The organism is Gimesia benthica, assembly GCF_009720525.1.
GTDB classification, from domain to species: domain Bacteria; phylum Planctomycetota; class Planctomycetia; order Planctomycetales; family Planctomycetaceae; genus Gimesia; species Gimesia benthica.
In genome coordinates this window covers 4,086,923-4,108,257 of sequence record NZ_CP043930.1, presented here as the reverse complement: position 1 = coordinate 4,108,257, position 21,335 = coordinate 4,086,923, and the positions used below count along the sequence as shown (strand labels likewise).

17 protein-coding genes are annotated in these 21,335 nt (G+C 46.3%); 5 read left to right on the top strand and 12 right to left on the bottom strand.

Translation table 11 applies throughout. The annotated features are described in order from the left end of the window. Positions 1-30 precede the first annotated feature (30 nt). The gene (locus F1728_RS31275; RefSeq protein WP_194242392.1) at positions 31-552 is read left to right on the top strand and encodes a class I SAM-dependent methyltransferase; all 522 of its coding nucleotides are present in this window, start codon (positions 31-33) and stop codon (positions 550-552) included. A gap of 18 nt (positions 553-570) precedes the next feature. Here the strand turns inward: F1728_RS31275 and F1728_RS15760 are convergent, their stop codons facing one another. Both F1728_RS15760 and F1728_RS15755 read right to left on the bottom strand, forming a co-directional pair. Further along, positions 571-1,404 (bottom strand): hypothetical protein, encoded by an 834-nt coding sequence (locus F1728_RS15760; protein ID WP_155364929.1) that lies wholly within the window; start codon positions 1,402-1,404, stop codon positions 571-573. Between the two features lie 119 nt (positions 1,405-1,523). After that, positions 1,524-3,173, bottom strand: coding sequence for a hypothetical protein (locus F1728_RS15755; RefSeq protein WP_155364928.1), 1,650 nt, complete (start codon positions 3,171-3,173; stop codon positions 1,524-1,526). A 703-nt stretch (positions 3,174-3,876) separates the two neighbouring features. On the opposite strand from F1728_RS15755, the gene F1728_RS15750 reads away from it, so the two are divergent. The 3 genes from F1728_RS15750 to F1728_RS15740 all read left to right on the top strand — a co-directional run bounded on the left by F1728_RS15750 (position 3,877) and on the right by F1728_RS15740 (position 7,418). After that, positions 3,877-4,101, top strand: coding sequence for a carbon storage regulator (locus F1728_RS15750; RefSeq protein ID WP_155364927.1), 225 nt, complete (start codon positions 3,877-3,879; stop codon positions 4,099-4,101). Positions 4,102-4,549: 448 nt separating this feature from the next. Beyond that, positions 4,550-6,244 carry a S41 family peptidase gene (locus F1728_RS15745; RefSeq protein WP_194242391.1) on the top strand — a complete coding sequence of 565 codons (1,695 nt, stop codon included), beginning with the start codon at positions 4,550-4,552 and terminating at the stop codon, positions 6,242-6,244. 199 nt (positions 6,245-6,443) lie between these two features. Further along, positions 6,444-7,418 carry an L-threonylcarbamoyladenylate synthase gene (locus tag F1728_RS15740; protein ID WP_155364925.1) on the top strand — a complete coding sequence of 325 codons (975 nt, stop codon included), beginning with the start codon at positions 6,444-6,446 and terminating at the stop codon, positions 7,416-7,418. A 1-nt stretch (position 7,419) separates the two neighbouring features. Here the strand turns inward: F1728_RS15740 and F1728_RS15735 are convergent, their stop codons facing one another. Further along, on the bottom strand, positions 7,420-9,777 hold the full coding sequence (locus F1728_RS15735; RefSeq protein WP_155364924.1) for an ATP-binding protein: 2,358 nt from the start codon (positions 9,775-9,777) through the stop codon (positions 7,420-7,422). Positions 9,778-10,528: 751 nt separating this feature from the next. Further along, positions 10,529-11,629 carry a protein-glutamate methylesterase/protein-glutamine glutaminase gene (locus tag F1728_RS15730; RefSeq protein ID WP_155364923.1) on the bottom strand — a complete coding sequence of 367 codons (1,101 nt, stop codon included), beginning with the start codon at positions 11,627-11,629 and terminating at the stop codon, positions 10,529-10,531. Positions 11,630-11,902: 273 nt separating this feature from the next. Here F1728_RS15730 and F1728_RS15725 point away from each other — a divergent pair, with 273 nt between their 5' ends. Then, positions 11,903-12,847 carry an alpha/beta hydrolase gene (locus F1728_RS15725; RefSeq protein WP_155364922.1) on the top strand — a complete coding sequence of 315 codons (945 nt, stop codon included), beginning with the start codon at positions 11,903-11,905 and terminating at the stop codon, positions 12,845-12,847. A gap of 18 nt (positions 12,848-12,865) precedes the next feature. Here F1728_RS15725 and F1728_RS15720 read toward each other — a convergent pair whose 3' ends face one another. From F1728_RS15720 to F1728_RS15685, 8 genes are all read right to left on the bottom strand, one after another. Beyond that, positions 12,866-14,440: an ABC transporter permease gene (locus tag F1728_RS15720; RefSeq protein ID WP_155364921.1), complete on the bottom strand. Its 1,575-nt coding sequence runs from the start codon at positions 14,438-14,440 to the stop codon at positions 12,866-12,868. A gap of 10 nt (positions 14,441-14,450) precedes the next feature. After that, the gene (locus F1728_RS15715; protein ID WP_155364920.1) at positions 14,451-16,265 is read right to left on the bottom strand and encodes a hypothetical protein; all 1,815 of its coding nucleotides are present in this window, start codon (positions 16,263-16,265) and stop codon (positions 14,451-14,453) included. Between the two features lie 54 nt (positions 16,266-16,319). Beyond that, positions 16,320-17,240, bottom strand: coding sequence for a DUF1559 domain-containing protein (locus F1728_RS15710; RefSeq protein WP_228030852.1), 921 nt, complete (start codon positions 17,238-17,240; stop codon positions 16,320-16,322). A 115-nt stretch (positions 17,241-17,355) separates the two neighbouring features. After that, positions 17,356-18,258, bottom strand: coding sequence for a DUF1559 domain-containing protein (locus F1728_RS15705; protein WP_155364918.1), 903 nt, complete (start codon positions 18,256-18,258; stop codon positions 17,356-17,358). Between the two features lie 44 nt (positions 18,259-18,302). Next, complete coding sequence (locus F1728_RS15700) at positions 18,303-18,698, bottom strand: hypothetical protein (protein ID WP_155364917.1); 396 nt, start codon at positions 18,696-18,698, stop codon at positions 18,303-18,305. 66 nt (positions 18,699-18,764) lie between these two features. Beyond that, positions 18,765-19,346: a PulJ/GspJ family protein gene (locus F1728_RS15695; RefSeq protein WP_228030197.1), complete on the bottom strand. Its 582-nt coding sequence runs from the start codon at positions 19,344-19,346 to the stop codon at positions 18,765-18,767. A gap of 7 nt (positions 19,347-19,353) precedes the next feature. Beyond that, the gene (locus F1728_RS15690) at positions 19,354-19,794 is read right to left on the bottom strand and encodes a pilus assembly FimT family protein (RefSeq protein WP_155364915.1); all 441 of its coding nucleotides are present in this window, start codon (positions 19,792-19,794) and stop codon (positions 19,354-19,356) included. 12 nt (positions 19,795-19,806) lie between these two features. Continuing rightward, positions 19,807-21,333: a type II secretion system F family protein gene (locus F1728_RS15685; protein ID WP_155364914.1), complete on the bottom strand. Its 1,527-nt coding sequence runs from the start codon at positions 21,331-21,333 to the stop codon at positions 19,807-19,809. Between the last annotated feature and the right edge of the window lie 2 nt (positions 21,334-21,335).

The following is a 21,335-nucleotide window of genomic DNA, read 5'->3' as shown; positions in this document are numbered from 1 at the left end:
ACAGAGTTATCCCACGTTGAAAAAGTAGCAATGATCGGTGAGGGTGATGGCCGGTTTCTCCTGGAATTCCTGAAACAGACAAACTGCCCTCAAGTGCATTACATCGATTCCAGTCAAGTCATGCTGGATTTAGCTCAAGCTCGCATAAACAAACAGTTTCCCGAGGCACGACCACGCGTTCGCTTTTATAAATGTGATCTCTCCAAAGAAAACATGCCAGAAGATCACTATAATCTGGTCGTAACGAACTTCTTTCTCGATGTCTTTAACGAACCGACACTTAGTCAGAGCATTACCAGAATCGCTGATTCCTGCTGCAATGATGCGATCTGGTTATATGCAGACTTTCAGGTAGCAGGTAGCAGGCTCCAACAACTACGTGCAACTCTCTGGCTGAAAACCATGTATCTTTTCTTTAAAGTGGTCTCAAACATTCAGGCCCCCGCCCTGATCGATCCCACACCGCTCTTGGAAGCGCATGGTTTTCGAGTCATTCAGCAGACGCAGTTTGCACATGGCTTAATGCGGGCCGAATTCAGACGACGTGCCTGACTCCAATCGATTGCCAAGTCACTCAGAAACCGTTTTCAGAAATGAAAAATCGATCGTACTCGCAAGCAAAAAAAGAATCTGGAACAATGAAGCCAGTCCTTCCAGATGCACGTCGGTCACAGTTGCATCATGATCTTCCAGTTTTCGCATCACCCAATAAATCACCAGCCCGGATACGACCAGGGCTGGCGCCAGATCACGCAACGCAAACCAACTCCCAGCCATAATCACAACAATCAGAAAACAGCTTCCATAAGCCAGCTGTTTCAAAGAAAGCGGATATCTGGGGTTCACCCACCGAGCGGTTTCATCCTGAGCCTGCACGACACTGATGGAAAACGGAATAATCCAGGTCCCCAGTGAAATGGAGATCAGAATCAGAATCGAAGGTGGAAGCAACGACTCGGATTCGGCATAGAGCTGATAAAACAAGCTGACACGGAGCAGCATGAACACAATCGTCAATACGAAAAGATTACCAGCTGAACCAGAATTCCCACGCTGACTCAAAAGTTCTCGACACTGGGGAATTGATTCTGGCACAAAGGTTCGTAAAAACAATAACTCCAGTGAAGCAACCAGTAGTACGGCAACTTCCAGTGGCCAGAGAAACTGTAGCAGAGCAAGCAATACAATGACTATCAACCCCAGCGTAAATCCTGCCAGGGGAAGCAATGCCGTACTCCGTGTTTCAATTCGATCTTTCCGATCACGATGCAGAGCCAGAACTCGAATCCGAAAGAACCGCTGCATTGCTTCAAAGAACGCAACGATCGAGTCTACCCAGTCAGTTTCATCCTGACTTCCGGGCGAACCGCTGGGATGTTCCTCTGGTGTGGGAGGCGAATTCATCGATCGAGCCCTCTCATCTGGATTCCTGCTTATATGCCATTCTGCAACTTTCAATGCGCAAGAACAGAGCCCCCATGGAATGAGGGCCCTGCTTTGAAATTCATAACTCTTACTTCAGTTTATTTAGTTGCATATCGCAGATCCATCAGCATCTGAGTGATACGGACAGCTGTTTCCTGCAACTGATATTTTTCATGAGTTTCGCAACGCGAAATTTTCTCATGCACCTGAAACCATTTTTCGAACAGTTCGTTACTTTTGGATCGAACCAGATTCATGGAAACGGGCTGCATCAGTACGATGCGATGCAGTTCATGTGCCGTGTTTGAAAAATTTCGAATGGAATTCTGTGTTGCCTGCCTGAAAGAGGGAGACTCGGTTGCCAGCCACTGCTCAGCGATGAGCGACAACTGAGTACTCTGGGTTTCCAGAGCAACAACCAGTTTGGCCATATCAATACTGTCGGAAGGTGCTTCAATTCTCAGTGCTACCCTCAGAGCATTGATTGAGTTATCCACCTTATCAAGCAACTGCAACGCGGCAGGACTTTCGACAGTATGGAACATTGCGGAGAAATCTTTCCAGGAAGACTCAATGTACTGGAAAGAAGTAATCAGATTCGCCGTCGATTCATTATGATTGACTGTGTCGATCAGATTCTCAACAGTACCATAGAATTCATCCGAAGTAGCCAGATAATTAGCAGGAGGCAAGCTAATCAGCAAACGCAGAGTAGCACGACGATAGAATTCGTCCACATCGCGTTTCAGCGCTTCTGTCAAGTGCGCTACTTCCTGGAGATTGGCACCATCCTGTGGTAACCAGAGCAGTTCCTGAATCGAACGATCCTGTTGTATGACTCGCTGAATACCACGACTTATTATGCGATCATTGTACGAACGCAGGCGAGTGGCATAGGTATTCCACGCATCGCGGAATGCCAGATATTCCCGCTTGATGGAATCATAGCTCTGCCGATCAATGATTAGATTTGTGACCTGGATCATTCTCTGTTCAATTTCCTGCCCCTGCCTTACCAGTTCGAGGCGTTGCGGTTCGCGAGACAGCTCGAACTCTACATCTTGAATCAAGATGGCGAGTGCATTACTCAAAGCAGAGGTCTGACGCAGGAGATCTGTCCGTTTGAGCTGTGGTCCAGTCTGTAGCAGGTCGCCCAGTTTTCGTTCGGCAGCATTCATACTGGCAATCAGATTACGCGACTGACGATCCAGGCCACGTACCTGATCCAGTTGCAGGGAGACAACCCTCCAGAGTTGATCGATCTCACCATATTCAGCTGCAATCTGGTTTAAATCATTTGTCCGACGAACGCGATCTGCCAGAATGGAAGCACGTGCCCGTACTTTCAAAACATCGGCAACATATTCTCTTACTCCTGGCACCTGATACATCACACGGTTCAGTTGTATGGCCAGATCTGAAGAATCTCTCGCAAACTGATTCAGAGTATCTCTGACTTCATTGATGTTCACACGAGAGAGATTCAGTTGCGGAGCAGGAGGCATATCGAGACCAGACGGCTTGTACTCTCGATCTCGAGTTGCGAGTTCAGATTTTTCCAGCAAGCGGAGCAGGTCATTGACCAGCTTGCTGTTGTCGTCATTCGGTGATTGTGCAAATGCACTCGAATAAGAACCGGTTACGACGAAACCGGAGAGGACCAGCATTAACAGAACGCGAGGTCCAAAAGACAACATGTCCTTACGTTTCTTGTGGTGATTAGTAGTGTGGTGGTAGCGGGAATACATTCACACAATCCTTTCTCGTGAATTCTTTGGCTTGGTAAACATGTGCCTTCCATGACAATCGCTTGATCAGACTCAGTCAGTTTCACCGATGACAACATCTGAACCCAGTGGGCCCGTTCAGATTGGCAGCTTAACTCCAGATAGGACGAACTGCTGATGAGAGGTAGCCTGAAATTTTCATTTCGGCCTCGACGACTGAACCAGACTGATCAGGCGGCGAAGTTTACTGGTTTTGGAAATTACGTCAAGACCATGCTTTGAGTCCACCAGCGTTTAGTTCCCCGTCTTCTGACTGTTATCAAAAATGGCTCACCATCATCTCTCATGCCAGCCCAACTGTAAGACTGGGAAAACAACGCAAAGTCTCCCACCTGCGTCCTGTTTGCTGAATATAGAGGCTTGCAAAACCAGTTTCATGTAATCATAAAATGGACGCTCCATAGTTTGATCCTTTGTAACTTTGGGACCGTATATTCTGTTGTTGTCAATATTACACTGGCACACAGTCAGTATTATTGAAGCATGTTTTTTATCACATTCGATAAACCGCTATATTTCAGCGCGTTACAAACATATAAACATGTCGCACTATTGATTGGCACGCTGAATGCTAAAGAGTATAACCAGCCACTTTAAATCAACAACATGACATCATTCTGATCTTTGTATCTACATGATGTTTCATCAGAACAGGAGAATTTCGATGTTGGTATTAACCAGAAAACGAGATGAAGTAATTCAGATTGGTGAAGACATTGTCATCAAGATTTTGAAGACCGGCAAAGGGGCAATCAAAATCGGAATTGAAGCTCCCGGGAACGTTCGCGTCATTCGGGGTGAATTACTGGAGACCGAGAATTCACCAGAGCACCTGAGTGCCATGAATTCAGAAAATGTCAACCAGGGTTTAAATGCTCAATGTGCCTGAAAAGGCAAGAGTGGAACGGCACACATTAGGTGAGCTGTTAATTTTCATATTTTTATTCCGTTAAGCCATCATAGAGGAAGTTGATAGGCCGGGCTTCAAAGTCGCCAGACGACTGAAATCGGAGGGGATCATGAATCGATCACAATGCAAATATAATCAAACTGAAACTGTTAATTCCGCTCGGCTTGTGGTCTGGGGAATGGTAATTCTGCTGACAGCAGTTTTTCTGTCAGGATGTGCTACCTTCTCTCACGCCGCAGAATACACTCCATACCAGGGGAACGATTATCGCAGTAATTACGACCTGTCTCTTGATCATGAAGAGGATTACCGCTATCGAAGCCCTTCAAATTCAGATTTCGCGCCTATTCCGCGTCATCGATCAGACTCAGACTATCAACCTGCTCAACGACATCGGAGATTTCGTCCAGTCTCCAATGAATTGAGCATGGATGATTATGATGTCAGATTAAAACAGTTGCTTTCGGGAGAGGAATACCTCAATGACCGAACTCGAAACCGGATGCGTGACCAGTATCCCGAACAAAATTATTCTGTTCCAGATCGCCGAACACGCGACTCGTTTCAGTCTGATTATGATAGCCAGCGATTACGGGAACTGATTCGAGAATTACAGCAGAAATCGCTCCCTCAATATGACCGGGAACGATACGACACCCGGTTTCCTGAACAGGTCCCACTGGATCCAAACCAGGAACTGAGAGCAAAGATTTCGCAACGCTATAACAGCCAGTCAGTTGTAGGGACGTTACAGACTCTGGATCCCCAACGGGCTTACTCCTTCTATCTGGAAGTAAACCGAATGATCGACTCACGTCATGTTCAACCTCCTTCTTATGATGTGCGTACTAAAAAATCGTTACAGAACCTGATCTTCGCTGTTGAAAATCAGAACTTCCTGAGGACCAATCGCGTGTCTGCTTCTCCGGACCAGATCCGCATGGCCCAGAATCGCTGGCAACAGCTGATGGTTCAAAATCCTGCACGATCTGCTCAGGATGCAGTAACTGTACTGCGTCAGGCTGCAGATATCGCAGGGAGCCAGTTACAGATGCCAGCTACAGGAGTCATTTACGAATTTGCGTACGGCTCACTGGAAGCCCTGGATAAGCACTCGCGGTTTGAGTTTACTCCCACTACATCTGGTCCACGTGTTAACGCGGGAGGAAATAATATTGTCGGTGTTGGCGTACAACTGAAAACCCATGATGACGGAGCAGTTATCCTCCGAACCTTGAATGGCGGCTCTGCAGCACAGGCTGGACTCCAGCGTGGTGATGTTATCGTCGGTGTCAACCAGAGACGTCTCGCCGGTCTTTCCCTGGACGAAGTCGCCAATCTGATCACCGGTCCTGCAGGTTCGAGCGTCGCTCTGGAAGTCCGTCGTGAAAGCCGAACGGCTCGGGTCAACCTGAAGCGTCAGGCGATTCGTATCACCAATATCAGTGAAGTAAAAATGGTAGATTCCCAACAGAAAATCGGTTTGATCCGCCTGGAGAAATTCGGCGAAGGGACTTCTCAGGAACTGGACCAGGCGTTGTGGAAACTGCACCAGCAGGGTATGCAATCACTGATTTTTGACCTGCGGGGCAACCCGGGAGGATTATTGACTGAGGCGATCAGTGTCTCCAACCGCTTCGTGCCCAGTGGGAAAATTGTTTCGACTCGTGGTAGATACCAGAGTGACAACACTGTTGAAACAGCAACTCATGATCAGACCTGGAAGATGCCTCTGGTTGTCCTGGTTGATGGCGACAGTGCCAGTGCCAGTGAAATCTTTGCAGCAGCAGTCCAGGAAAACCGCCGCGGATTGATTGTCGGTCGAAAGACTTATGGGAAGGGAACAGTTCAGACTCACTTCCCCCTGCAGTCCGTTTCCGGCACTTTCTGGCTGACGACTGCGAAATTTTACTCTCCAACTGGTAGAGAAATGGCAGGAGCGGGTGTGACCCCCGATATCCCAGTCAACATGTCTGAACGAGAACTGCAGAATATTGGTCCCGTTGACCAGGACTTACGAGCTGGCATCAATACCATTATGAGCCAGCGTCCTGGTGAACTCGTAAACAATATTCCAGCAGATCGTCAGGCCAGTCCACAACGATTTCAGTTTTCAGGATAAATTCAAGCGGGTAATGAATCACGTTGGGACTTTATCCTGATAAAATACAGACTCTCGTTTAATACTCGAATCGACAGACAGCCCCAGGCTGTTTCGGTTGCCCCGGCTGTCGAGAACAGTATGATCCGAGGGTCTTTTTCTATTAATCCCCTATCAACCGCGAATTTAACCAGGCAGTAAAACTGCATATACTCTCGTCATGAAATGTAGAATCACGCAGGATGTTTCTGCAGCTGCAGAACTGATCCGAAACGGTGAACTGGTCGCTTTCGCGACAGAGACCGTCTATGGACTCGGGGCGAATGCGCTAGACCCGAACGCCGTCGCCCGAATTTTCGAAGTCAAACAAAGGCCTCATTTTGATCCCCTGATCGTTCATGTCGCAGAGATCGATTCACTTGCTGAATTTACCACAGGTTTATCGCCTCAAGCACAAAGACTCGCCGAGAGGTTCTGGCCCGGACCTTTAACCCTGGTCTTACCGAAACAGTCTGTAATCCCTGATCTGGTCACTTCAGGTCTGGATTCCGTCGCAATTCGCATCCCCGCACATCCTGTGGCTCGAGAACTGCTCAACGCCGCGGGCCTGCCGATTGCAGCTCCAAGCGCTAATAAGTTTGGATGTCTCAGCCCGACTCAGGCTCAACATGTAGCAGAACAACTGGGTGATGAAATTCCCATGATTTTGGAAGGTGGCCCCTGCCAGGTTGGCGTTGAGTCGACTGTCATCCAATGCAATGAGGATTCTATAGTACTTTTGCGTCCTGGGGGAATTTCACTGGAAGACATCGAAGCCTGTGCAGGAATAGTGAGGCTTGCCAGAATCGAAGATTATGCAGAGACAAAATCTCAGGTCAGCCCGGGAATGCTTCCTCGCCATTACGCCCCTGGAACCCGGTTGCATCTGATTGACCAGTTAGATCAAATTCCCGATATCGAGACGATTGGCGTCCTAAGCCTCTATCCACTTTCTGAGACAATTCTTGCTGGACGAGAATTTGCTGCTCAGGAAATCTTATCTCCCACGGGAGATTTAAAAATGGCAGCCGCAAATCTTTTTACGGCCTTAAGAAACCTGGATCAATCCGGAGTCGAATGCATAGTTGCACTAAGATTGCCTGAGAGAGGACTGGGCAGGACAATCAATAATCGGCTGGAACGGGCCGCATACTGAACTATAGATTCAACTGAGCCTGTTCCTGAGAGTTAGTTACACACTCACGCATGATTGAAGACAATTGCTCCAACTGTATCGGTTTCGTAGCAAAACTGTCACAACCTGCTGCAAGGCATTCTTCCCGAGATCCAGACATGGAATGGGCCGTTAAAGCAATAATTGGAAGTCGATAACCAGACGCCCTGAGCTGCTTCGTCGCCCCGTAACCATCCAGTTCGGGCATCTGCATATCCATCAGGATCACATCAAATGCATTTCCTCTTTCTAGTGCTTCCTGCGCAAGCCTGACTGCAATGAGGCCATTTTCAGCCAGGGTCACTTCATGGCCAGCCTTTTGCAGAAAATAGCGAATCAACCTCTGATTATCCGGTCCGTCTTCAGCGACTAAAATTCGATAGCTTTCGCTGCCTGCTGATCCTGGCTGACTGAGAACGTTCTGTTTTCCCTGACGTGCGAATGTAGTCTGATCTACATATTCTTCAGACTGTAGATTTCCGGCCTTTATTGTCACAGTAAATATGGTTCCCTTACCGTATTCGCTCGACACCGAAATTTCGCCCCCCAGAATATAAGTCAGTCGTTTACAGATCGTCAATCCGAGTCCCGTCCCTCCGAATTTACGAGTGGTTGAACAGTCTGCCTGCACAAAAGGTTGAAACAACCGCGAGAGCTGAGTCTCTGTCATCCCGATGCCCGTATCTATTACATCGAATTGCAGGCCTTGCTCGTTTGAATCAAGGGCGACCGCTCTCAGTACCAGCTGAACACTGCCTTCTCTGGTGAATTTAATGGCGTTACTTAAGAGATTAATCAGAATCTGTCGTAGTCGAACCGGATCACTTTCAATCCAGTTGGGAACCTGACCTTCCACTTGAATGTTCAGATCAAGTCCTTTGTCGATGGCCCGGATTTCCATCAGAGTTTTGACATCATCCACCAGCTCTGTCAATGAACACTCGATTGCTTCGACGTCCAGTTTATCTGCTTCAATTTTGGAAACATCCAGAATGTCATTTATCAATTCCAACAGGTACTCGCCATTCTTTTTAATGGTATCTAGATGACGTAATGTCTCCGAATCCTGATTACGCTGCCGCATTATCTCTGCAAATCCCAAAATAGCTGTCATGGGAGTCCGAATCTCATGACTCATATTTGCGAGGAATGCGGTCTTAATCTTACTGGCGTTCTCTGCTTCCTGTTGTGCAATGACCAGATCTTCTACCATGTGATTAAAGGTATTGGCCAGACGTCCGACTTCATCTTGTGATTCCACTTGGATGCGATGGTCCACGTCACCTGCTGCGATTTTTTCCGCACTTCGGGAGAGCTCTAAGATGGGAGATACAATTCCTCGAGAAATTATCCATACTGAGAATAAGGCAAAAATTGTCCCAATAAACGCGAGGATGCTGATGACGAGTATCGCTGAGTGGATAGAAGCATCTGCGTGATAAGTTGCTTTAACAGTATTTGCGTGAATCAGCGGATGGATCTGATTGTGCAACAACTCATTGATCGTCTCCAGCTTCTGTTCATAACCTGCCAACTGGTGATCAATATCATCTGTTACATTTACGATCTGATTGCCATATGTCGTTGCCTTTTCAAACAGCGAATCAATTTCGTTCATTCGCTGTAATTCCAACTGGTTGGAGATTGAGAGCAGATATTGTGCTTCGAACATCCGGAATTTACGTTCTGCATCAAAGATCCTCATCAGCAAATTCTGATTTCGCTGAACGATATATTCTTCAATTGAGCCAAACGTAATATTGAGATACTTCTCCATGTTATGAGATGCATCTGCTTTTATCAGCTCTGCTTCAGAGGGAATCCGATCCGCCTCTCTGTGCTCTTTTCCAATTAATTGATCGATCTGCTTGACATAATTTACGAAGACGTGCAAGGATGCATCCCGTTTGTCTACCAGCCTTACAAGTTCAGCGGACATGCGATTGTATTCCGCATAATCTGATTCGATCCGCCTGTTTAGATCCGACCCCAGATCGGATAGTGCCAGTTTCTGATAGCGACGGTAATTCTCCTGAAAGTGGTCCCTGGCAAGGATCAGTTTCTCTAGATGCTCTTTGTCTCTATCACGGACATAGTCGAGCACCGCCCGCGCCATCTTGCCTGCTTCGATTTCCATCTCCAGAATTGAAGCTTCGAGAGGCTCTTCTACGGTCACCAGTTGAGAAATGTCATGATTGATGTTGGATAGCTGATATAGAGTCACGGCTCCACTGACTACCTGAACCAGCACCAGTAGTCCAAACGCGCACTTGAGGCGATCAGAGATTGACCACTTTCGCAGCTTGGCAGAGACCCGAGTTAATGGCTTATAAGTGTGCATTAGATTCAGACAGCGCTGGTTCAGTTTTCGATGGAGAAGCTGCAGATGAAGCGCTGTTGCGTCAGCTGCCTGTGGTCATTACCGGAGAAGAGTAGATTCACCGCCCTGAAACTGGGGCATTCACCTCCTTAAAAATGTATCTTCTAAATAAAAACCGGTCATCAAAGAAACACTATTACTCAAGAGATTGTAAGAATGTGAGTCAGAGGATTCGGAGAGTGAGGAATTCAACGAGGATGACAGTTATAGGGAGGCGCAACAGGTTTCTACCAGACAAGTCAGTCAGCTTTGAGCAAAGCGAGCCATTCAAACTGAAGTGCAATATAGAAGAGATGAACCAATCAATAAAAAACGCCAGCACCGTTCAGAGGGGGGTGAACGATACTGGCGATCAACAAAATCTGAATTAAAAATGAAATCTGCAACGATCAAGTTACAGCTGGTTCAGTTCGGCAAGAGTGAATTCTGAGAACCAGACCGCTACCTGTTTCATCAGTAATCAGATAAGATCAGGGATGCTGTCTCATGGTTGGTAAACTAGTCGTGAATCTGATAATAACCGGCTAGCACTAAAGTTGGTTATAGCCTATATCAGGTCATTTTTAGTTATCGAAACCTACCTGATCAAATCCGCAACCATATTTGAAAATCGACTGTTAAAGTGATTCTCCACGATGGACGGATCGTCGCAAAGATACCGATTATGGCGATATTTCACCAGGTGGCTGGAAGCCTTTCAATCAGGCTCAGCTCAGGCACGGACCAGGCAGTGAGATTTGATTTCTGCGGCAATCTCTGAGAGGGGCAATACCTTGTCTGCCAGTCCTGCCATGACGACAGCGGCAGGCATACCCCAGACAACACTGGAAGCTTCGTCCTGAGCGATGATTGTCCCGCCGACACGAGCAACCTCGTGACTTCCCTCGATTCCATCTTCACCCATACCTGTCAGCATCACAGCCAGTGTGGCACTTCCATAGTGTTCTGCAGCTGTTCGGAATAAAGGATTGACTGAGGGACGACAGAAATGCTCTGGAGGCGCCTGATTGATCAAAGTTACTTTCTGACCATTCTTTTCACCTATAAGCATATGACTGCCTCCAGGGGCAACGTATGTCTTATTCGACTCCAATGGTTGATCGTGCTTTGCTTCTACAGTGATTCGCCCGCTATCCTTCTGAATGTGAGAAGCCAGAATTTCTGTAAACCCGGGAGGCATGTGCTGTACGATCAGAATCGGCATCGGGAAATCAACTGGTATCTGTGGCATTAATTCAGCCAGAGCCTTAGGCCCACCAGTGCTGGTCCCAATCACGAGCACCTCTGGTTGCTTGTAAAACTTGATATTTCTCTTAAACAACGGTGTTGAAGCGGGAGAAGCAGCAGGGGCCTCGGTTCGCACAGAAGAAGAAGGAGTGACAGTCTGAGTTGTGGAACTGCGTTTGCCAGCTACCGCCTTGATCATCATGACCAATTCGCGAGAGAGTACTCGAATACTTTCCGCTGCACTTGCCGTCTGCGGTTTTGCAACACATCCTACAGCGCCCAGTGAAAGCGCTTTGACCGTAGTTTTCGCCCCCTGACTGGTCAGACCACTGGCCATGATCACAGGAACATCCGGAAAGTCACACTGAATTCTCTGTAATGCCGTCAATCCATCCATGACAGGCATCTCAACATCGAGGATCACGACATCCACAGGATTCGTACGCATCCAACTCAAAGCCCGTTCCCCGTTCATCGCAGTACCAGCAACGATGATTTCGGGCTCTTGCTCAAGAGACTTGGAAATCAGGCCGCGAATGACAGCTGAATCATCTACGATTAAAACACGAATCGGTTGTGGGGACATAACTAGACTTACCTGTTGGTACAGCGGATATCAGCGAGAGCATGAGCCTGCTGCATTGAGGAGAATTAGATATAGATACGGGCTTCTCTGTAATAACAATAGGTCACAAACAAACTCACCTTTGGAAAGGGGCTTTTATTTTTTTATCTATTCAGCAATCCATGGCAGCCCAATCGGCCTATTCGCTATAATCAGTCCGCACTATATTCTGACTATATATAGCATTTATTGAGTTGCACCGCCTCTAACTGCCATCAATTTCAGGAAGATCTAATGCCAGTCCATCCCCAGGTTGCACGTTACCTAGATGAAATTGCTCAGATAGATTTACCTCCGTTTGAAGAAATGACTCCGGAGTTCATACGCTCAACATTAACTCCATCACCTGAACCCCATTTACCAGCTGCTCAGATTGAAAGTATTTTTATTCCCGTCGATGACTCCCGGATCGAAGCTCGGATATATACTCCTGCAATTACCTCTGATGCTACTCCCCCCGACAAGTGGCCCGCACTGATATATTTTCACGGCGGGGGCTGGGTCATGGGAACCCTCGATGCCTACGACGGTCTATGCCAGGATCTGGCTGGAAACGCTGGTTGTAAAGTGATCTCTGTTGATTACCGGATGGCTCCGGAATACCCGTACCCTATTCCCTTTCAGGATGCTTTTACAGCGACACATTGGATTACAGATCAGGCAGATACTTTACATCTCGATCGTAGTCGAATTGCGATTGGAGGTGATAGTGCCGGCGGGAATCTCGCCACAGCGGTGGCCCTCAAAGCCAGGGAAGCAGAGAACATCAGCTTAAATTACCAGATGCTGGTTTATCCAGTAACGAATTATTTCTTTGAAACTGAGTCCTATCATAAATATGCGACAAATTATTTCCTGACCAGAAAAGCAATGCAGTGGTTTTGGGACCAATATCTGCCAGACGAATCATCGGGTCGAGAAATCTATGCTTCTCCATTGCGTTGTAAAGAGTTGACGGGACTTCCCGAGGCCCTGGTGATTACTGCGGGATACGATCCTCTCTACACAGAAGTGGTACAGTACGTCGAACAAATGCAGACCTCGGGAGTCGATGTGACCCATATCAATTTTGAAGATATGATCCATGGATTTTTCCGGCGTTCTGATGTCTTCGACCGTGCGTATGAAGCCGTACAGTTGGCTGGTCATCATCTAAAGCAGGTTTTTACTCGCAATTGACCAATGGCCAACTAGTTTTTACTCCTCTGCTGCGATCTGACGCAGTTTACCTGAAATCAGGAACTGCAAGACAACACAACTGATCAGACTCAGATAAAACGCTGGCATGATAATACCGTTTGCGCCGATTGAGAAATGAAAGAAAAAATACATTATCTGCAAAAACGGTGTCAGACAGGCCTGCAGTAGGATCAAGCTACCAATTGCAATCGCCAGCGCGCCCCAGCGCACTACCAGGGAATAGTAAGCCAGCAGATGTAAAAAGACGACATATTGGACCATGATCAGTGGGATGTAAATCTGCCAGCTGATGTCAACCATTTCCAGTAGACTGTCAGGTGCCAGTATTACAATCAGAAGGATCCCACTGGCAACTGGAATGAGTGCCAGACTTAGCCCCACAGTTTTTTCATAAATAATCCTCGAGAGAGAATGTGGAAGTAAAAGCATTAATGGCAGCATCTTTTGTCTATGCTCATCTCGAAACATCTGCGAAACGTATAGAGTACTTTCGACTATAAACCCTGCACTAAGTAACAACAGCGATGTACTCATCATTCCTCGCCAACTGTATGACGAGATAAATGATACGGAAGAAAAACCATCCAGAAACATCCCTCCCGCTGTGATGAGCACAACCAGTAGAGGATAGATAACCAGTTTGAGAATAAATGCCTGCTTGCCTCCAGAATTAAACTGAAACTCTTTCCACACAAATGCCATCTGCCCGGGACGACTGTTACGAAGACGCGTTTTCAGACTTGGCTTTGGATTGCTAACCCTTCCTGCATCAGTACGAAGGGACCAGGGTTCAAAACAGGCCCAGGCAGCAAAAAAAGCGACAACACCTATCATAATATTACTTACAACCTGCATGCTGAGAACCGACTCTTTAAATCCCACCTGCAGTATTGTTTGAAAACGTTCAATAACGGAAATCTGCTGACTCAGGTGATGAATCAACTCAACCCCTTGAGCGATAAACCCCTGAGAATCAATCAATCCACGAGATTGCAGATCTGCAAACGTTTCTGAAAGCAGTATTGGTAGCACGAACAGAAAAAAAAGCAGGATCATTACGAGGGCAATCGCAGTCCCCGAACGTCTGGCATATACAGAACAAAGTAGTGCCAGATTTGAAATCAGTATGACATATGCCACCATCGCCAAAAGTGTTGCAAATATCTGAAGGGGGGTAATTCCTCCCAGTGCGACGGCCAGAATCAGAAACGGCAACTGTGCCAGGATCAGTAAAATGATACGGACTGCTCTGACAGTCGATTTTCCCAGGAGTAATCCCAGAGAACTAATGCCAGCCAGCTTGAGCAAGGGAAGTGTTTCTTCTTCTTTTTCTTCAGTAATCGCGGTAGAAAAAATCCCAATTCCAGCAAGAGTCACGAGCCAGAAATTGAGCCAGACAATTTTTGTAAAAAAATCAAGCCCCGGAGAACCAATGCGTGCACTGCTGAGCCACGAAGAAAAAAAAAGGATAAATACGAGACCAATGCTCGCAAATCGAAATAGATGTATTTTCCTGAGTTGTACATCTTTCTTGAGTGCAAAATTGGTGAAGATCAAAGATCCGCGAAACATAGAGCCTCTTTCAGTCGAACTGTTCGTTCAACGGAACATCGAGAGAATATAGAACATGACCTTTTTTTTTCGTTACTTGCGGAGATTTTAAAAAGAGGGTTTCCGGCGTTTCACCTAGAACCAGCAGCTTCCCGGTACTCTCGACGGCTCGTTGCACATTGAGATATTGATCTCCTGAAAATCCTGTCACACGGCTTAATAGAACAGGAAACAACTGGTCAAGCGAATCATCTACCTCTCTCTCTTTCAGTTTGAAGGTCCCAGTCAAACTGAAAGTTGCCCAGGCGCCAGATTGATACTGGGGAGAAGAATATAACACAGAGGCGACATCCAGCGATCTGCCACGAAAAACCAGGCGATCCTGTTCCTGTTTGAGTTCATATAACTTCGAACCAGCCAGAAAGTAAATCTGTATGATTCTTGTCGGAAACTTATCATCGATTCTCAGTGCGAGCGCTTCCAGGCCTGATTCGTTTTTTAGTACGGATTCAACTGAGACGGCAAATCCCGTTTTACTGGTTCTGAATTTATGTAAATAACCTTGTGAAGAATTGGGAGGGATTTCGAGGTGCATCATTCCCTGCGATCCACTCTTACAGACCCCATTGACCCGAGAGAATTCATTACAGGCTGCATAGAGATGTTCCTCGCCTTCGTGTGTAATCTCGTAAGTGCCTCCTGTCACCATTCCCAGACTGGACCATTCACTCTGAATCATATCCTGATCTGGCATTACTGAAGCCAGCATAAGGGAGTGAACCTGGGAGTTCTGATTCGAACTATATTTTCCACTCACATAGAAAATCAGACTGAAAATCACAATGCCCAGAAAATACCATAAATAATATTGGTGAATTCTTCGGGACAGTCTGGTTGCAAAGTAATATCCCGGCCCCACCACAAGTAAATACAAAAACGCGAGAAAAAAATTGAGATACCAGATTCGATGCGGTTTACTCATTTCTGTCAGGGTAGTCAGGATTTCTTCATCACTCATCTGGTAATAAAATATATCTGCGTGCGGGTAGTATCCACTATCTGAATCGAAGTAATATGCTTCAGTTAATATATCTGCTTGATCTGATAAATTCTCAGATTTTTTCCGTGTACTCTGAACCAATGTATTAATATCGTTCGACGAAAGCTGGTTGATTTTTTGTGGATGTCGAATAATTCTACCTTGCCCGTATCTGATCAAAGACGAGCTCTGATTTAAGGGAGAAAAGGTTTCTGGAAATACTTGATCTTCGCCTTGCGTATTTTGAAATAAATGAAGCGTTCCCCCCAGATAGATCCATTGTATAAAAGCCGTTCTGCGTGCTTTATCCCACCTGGGGACATGGTCTAATACAACGGTTTCCAGAGAATCTACCGCATCAGTCAGTGGAGGAAATATTTCTTCCGGGTACTGCTTAATCCCAGGTAGTCCCCGTTCCAGGCTTCCAGCACTGATAAGCTGTACGATCGCCTTTGTCTTGACAGGTACAGGCGCGAGAAATGATTTTGAATTCTGCTTTTCTCCCTCTTGCCAGGTTGCTGTCCAGTTGGCATTCGATTCTGAAAAGTAGGGATAGAGCTGCACCCATTTCGTATCATGGGGGGCAATGTAAACCGAAGTTGAGATCGCCAAGCCGATCGGCTGTCCCCGAAATGACTCCGGCTGAAAGCGCAGCTCGCCTTCAAACGGAGATTCCTGATTATTTTCAATCAGAAAAGTAACAGGGTTAAAATGATACGCTACAGGACGGTCCTGGAATGACCAGCGAATTTCATGTATTTCCAGTGCGAAAGCCCGTGACGTAATCAAGAGCAGAGGAAGGACCATAATGTTCTTCCATCTGAATCTGAATTTAATAATTCGCGCCTTCATACTGGAAATCTAATACTCCCCAACCAGATTTCCATCCTGGCGATTGGCCAGACGTTTTAAAATTTCGTAATCGGTTTTCTGGCTGATATAACGCACGGATGTATCTCCCATGCTAAAGTGCGCTCCCTCAGCATGGAAACTTGAAAAGCCTCCCACACGAAGCAAAGATTTGCGTTCCTCCGCGGTCAGTTCTTCCGTTTCACGTATTCCATCCGAATTGCCGTCTGTCGTCATCTCTTCATATTCATCGAAGTAACTATCGGACATCGGATCATTTTGGAACTGATACTCACGTGAATCACCATAGGGAAATGCCACTCGTGATGAGATACGAGATTTCAGGGACTGATTAATTTTGGTGCCCATATTACGCAGCGTAGAGGATGTCCCCGAAGTCCAGCTTAAAAAACCACCATCGGCCGTTTCACCTACATAAATGGTGTAGGCACGCCCATCTTTCAGATCCTTTTCGCGAATGCTACTGTTCAAAAAAAAGACTCCCTGATTATCTGAGTCAATCGGGGCCTCAACGTCATTCTGACAGCCGGCATAATTATATCCCCCCAGATAACTGGAAGGACACACAAAACAGGTCAGTCTATGGTTCGCAATTTCTGAATTGACCGGGTCATAAACACCTTTCGCAAAATCATAACGCTGGAACGCCACCCGCTCGTCCAGTAAAGGAAGTATCTGAATCACCCAACCAACATGATAGCCTTGTGGCTGATTCAAAATGGGCCCTTGGGAATTAACCGTCCCTGAGGGAAGCACCAGATGTGCCATCTGATAATTCTGCAATGCAATTCCGAGTTGCATCAGATTATTTTTACAGGTTGTCGCTCGTGCCGCTTCGCGAGCTGACTGAACTGCAGGAAGCAGGAGCGCAATCAGTATCGCGATGACAGCAATCACACACCACAGCTCCATCAATACAAAGCCTGCAGAGTGTGATTTCTTAACTGGTAGAGAGATCATCAATAAGAACCCATTAGCAGGAAATGCCCGTCAAAGAAAAAACTTTCATCACCTTGATTCAGCTGACTTAAAACTCCGGAAGCAATTGACCATCATGTCGGTTGGCCAATGCCTGATAGACGGTCTCGTCGATGTTTTCACTAAGGAAACGAACACTTCCGTCTCCCAGTCCAAACTGAGCGCCCCCTGTATGATAACTGGAGAAACCACCAACACTAAGTGGGTTTTCGGCTGCCTTCGATTCCCCAGCTGCCTCAGTAGACTCACCTTCTGAAGTTCGTGCATCGAACTGAGCTTTACCAGGATAGTAGTTCAACCCTTTGGCGTTAATACTGGTGCCAGCATTCCTCAATGTGGAACGTGTTCCTGAGACCCAGCCTCGTTGATTACCGCCAGCGAATTCACCAACAAAGATTGTTTTTGAAGACCCATCCAGAATTTCGTCGTACCGCACGCTGCTGTTGAGAAACAGAACTCCATTATTATTCACATCGATTGGTGCTTCGATGTCATTCTGCATCCCTGCATAGGTATTTCCCGGAGAAGGGTTCGAAGGGCAACTGAGCAACGGAATCTGATACTCGGCAACCTGCTTATTCACCGGGGCATAAACACTCTCTTTAAAATTGAACTTATTGAATGCAACTCGTTCGTCGAGATACGGTAGAATCTGAAGGATCCAACTGACGTGATAACCCTTTGATTCACTTCGCACAGGCCCCGTAGGATTGATTGTCCCGGAAGGCAGTACGTTATGCGCCATCTCATAATTCTGAATTGCGATATTGATCTGCATCAGATTATTTTTACAGGACGCACGATGGGCCGCCTCTCTTGCCTGCTGCACAGCTGGCAAGAGTAATGCGATGAGAATTGCGATAATGGCAATCACGACCAGCAACTCAATTAAGGTGAAACCACTCTTTTTATGCGTGAGCTTCAGCTTAGGCAACAAATCTAAATGTGGCATGATCTTCCCTTTAAATCAGACTTTCCTGCGGGGGTAGAGTATTATTATTCTGAGTTTTGACTCTTAACAGTAATTGGCCATTCTCTGATGACACGCACGCGGTAAATATCATCAGCGGGATAACTCGCCTCTGTTGTGATGATATGTGAGTCTTCCATTTGTCTGTTTTTCTTTACTTTAATGACGACTTCACCTGAATTAACTTTTCCCATCGACTCGATCTCTACTTTCCAGGTTTCGCCATCGTAGTCTGTATTTTGAATCAATCTTCTGACAGCTCTCTGAGCAGCAGCATCTCCCAATGAGGAAGCTTGAAGCAGGTATTGTTGCTGCTTGAGCTGCTTGGCCTCGACTTGACTCTGTTGCAATATTTGCCCCACGACTGCTAACGCCAGAATCAGACACAGCATGGGAATGAGCACAAAAGATCCACGCCGCACATGTGTCTTCTGTGCTCTAACGCTATTCAAATACCGATTTGTCGTTTTTCGATATGAGTTCATGCTTCACTCTGTCTGCTCTGACTGTTTCTGAATCTGGCCGACTCGATTCAACTGTGCTTCACACCGGAACAACTGGAAATAAGCTTGCAGAGTTTTATTCTCATGTCCTGTCTTATCTGGAATATTCAGCTCCATAGAAACCAGTTCCTGCTGATTGAATATTTCTGTCTGAAAAGTAACACCTGCCAGCGGGAGTAAATATTCATCCTGTGAGACAAGTTTACCTTCCCTGTGATATTCGCGACGAATTCCTTCACCCGGGGAATTTGTCAAATAAGTGATAGATGTGTTTTGGCGCAGTGCCAGCTTAAGTATTTGCTGGCTATTCTGTTTGGATATCTCTGCGTTCTGAGCTGTAGATACATCTTCTCTGAACTTGTGCGCGATCTTTTGAAGCACCAGTTTATTCTCAAGGCGTTCTGTTCCCTTCATCTCCACTCGCATCAGGAATGCCAGAGTGGTCACCGCGGCAGTGAACAGAATTGACATCGCCGACATTACTGCCAGCATTTCGATCAACGAATATCCCTGTCGTATCTTCGTATAAGAACGTCGTTGTATTCTTCTTTTGTCTGATATGATCATGAAACATTCATTCATATAACCAGAGGGTCAGCGTAACAGGATCAACATTTTCCCCGTAGATATTTCTCCAGGAGACTTTGATAGCAACCTGACGGACTCCAGATACTTCCTCATCATCTGTGTTGACTAAAGAGAGTTCTACTTGAGGATCATTGAGATCTAACTCCCCAATCAGCGCTGACTGATAGTGATTGAGACGCTCCTGACTCAAGTCCTTCCCGGAACTTTCTGCACGAATTCGTTCAGACAGATTTCCGACAGCTGTGACAACCAGATACCTTTGATCGATGTCTTTCCTCTGCTGGCCAATAGCCTTAAACGCGGGAAGTGCCACTGCCATCGTTGCCCCCACCAGAATCATTGAAATAAAGGCTTCAAAGAGGGTAAATCCACCTCGATGATTTAAGAGGACCTTTCGTTCTGGATGATTTTTATTGCGAATTCTCATTTGAACTATGACTCAGGAAATTTGGAACAACAGATAAACTAAAGGCATAAACAGAGCTATGACAAAGTAACCGACCAGTACCGCGAGAGTACAAACCAGAACCGGTTTACAGATTTCTGTGAAGTATCTGATTCTGCGAAATCTGCGCTGCTCAATCGTATCAGCCAGGGAACGCAATACTGAGGGAAGATTACCCACTTTTTCAGCAGTCATACAAAGACCTGCCTCTGCACTGGAGAGAACTTTCGCCTCACGTAACGATTCCCAGAAATCATTACCCTGACGAACTCGTTGCGCAGCTGACTGCGTCTGCACTCTTACATCAGACCAGAGGTGATAATTACCAATAGAATCCAGGGCGAGAAGAGGAGGCCTCTCGATCACCACGGTTTGCGCAATTTGTCGTAAACATTGGGGGGTATTCAGACGGGGAAACCAGCCCGTAATAAATGGAATATTGAGGTTCGACCAACCGAAGTAATTACCAAAATGTAAAATTGCCAGTACTACCAGTGGCAATGAGAATATTGGAAAGAACAGATAGAAGTATGAGAAGATCACATCGCTGGCAGTCATGAGTGACTGTGTAATTGATGGTAATTCAAAACCGAAATCCAGGAAGATCTTTTTGAACTTCGGAACAATCCAGTACATGATAAACCCTGTGATAATAAACTGCAGCGAAAGAATGATTGTGAGGTATAGAATCAGATTTGCAAAATTCGATTTATCAGAACTGGTACCGAGTTTTCTTGTCGCTCTGACCGCCGAATCCCGTAAAGCAATCCCCGGATTGTTAGTCTTCTCACCGATATTTAATGCCACAATTGCTGACTGGGGTAGCAAACCTGAATTTTCTGCCAGTGCCTCGGAAAGGGACTCACCGGAATGCAATCTGCTGCTGAACCTTAACAATCGGTCCCGGTATCTGCCTTTCTTCGTTTGAGAATAACGATCGATTTCTGCCGCCAGGGGAATATTCTTCTCAACGCAAAACGTCATCAGCCAGAGCAGTTCTGTTTCCCGAGACCGCTTGTTTAATGACAGGATATTTAACACACAGCAGAAGACAGCAATCATCAGGATAAAAAAAGGAATGATGTAAATTAATACTGGAATGAAGATCAATAGAGGTAAACCCAGCAAAATCCAACCTCCAGTCCGGATAATATGCAAGCGGTTTTGCATAACTTCTGAGAGACTGTACTCATCTTCCTGATTGATAGAACGCAGTAACTGTAAGCACTGCCATTCCAGATAGATTGTGAAGATATAAATCAAGATTGTTGGCAGAGCGACCAGGGCAGTTCCGAGAATAGTTACTTGATTGGTTACCACAGCAATAATATTAAGCAGAAGAAATATCACACATAGAGCCAGCATGAACAGAGTAAACGCTTTCCAGCAGACCTTGATCAGCTGATTGACTCCCTGATGACCAAAATCCTGCACGCGCCGCGCAAGCATGACCGATGTAATTCCTGCTATTGGGAAATAGACAAAGAAAGCCAGACTGAATATCACGCCCAGAAATTCCACGG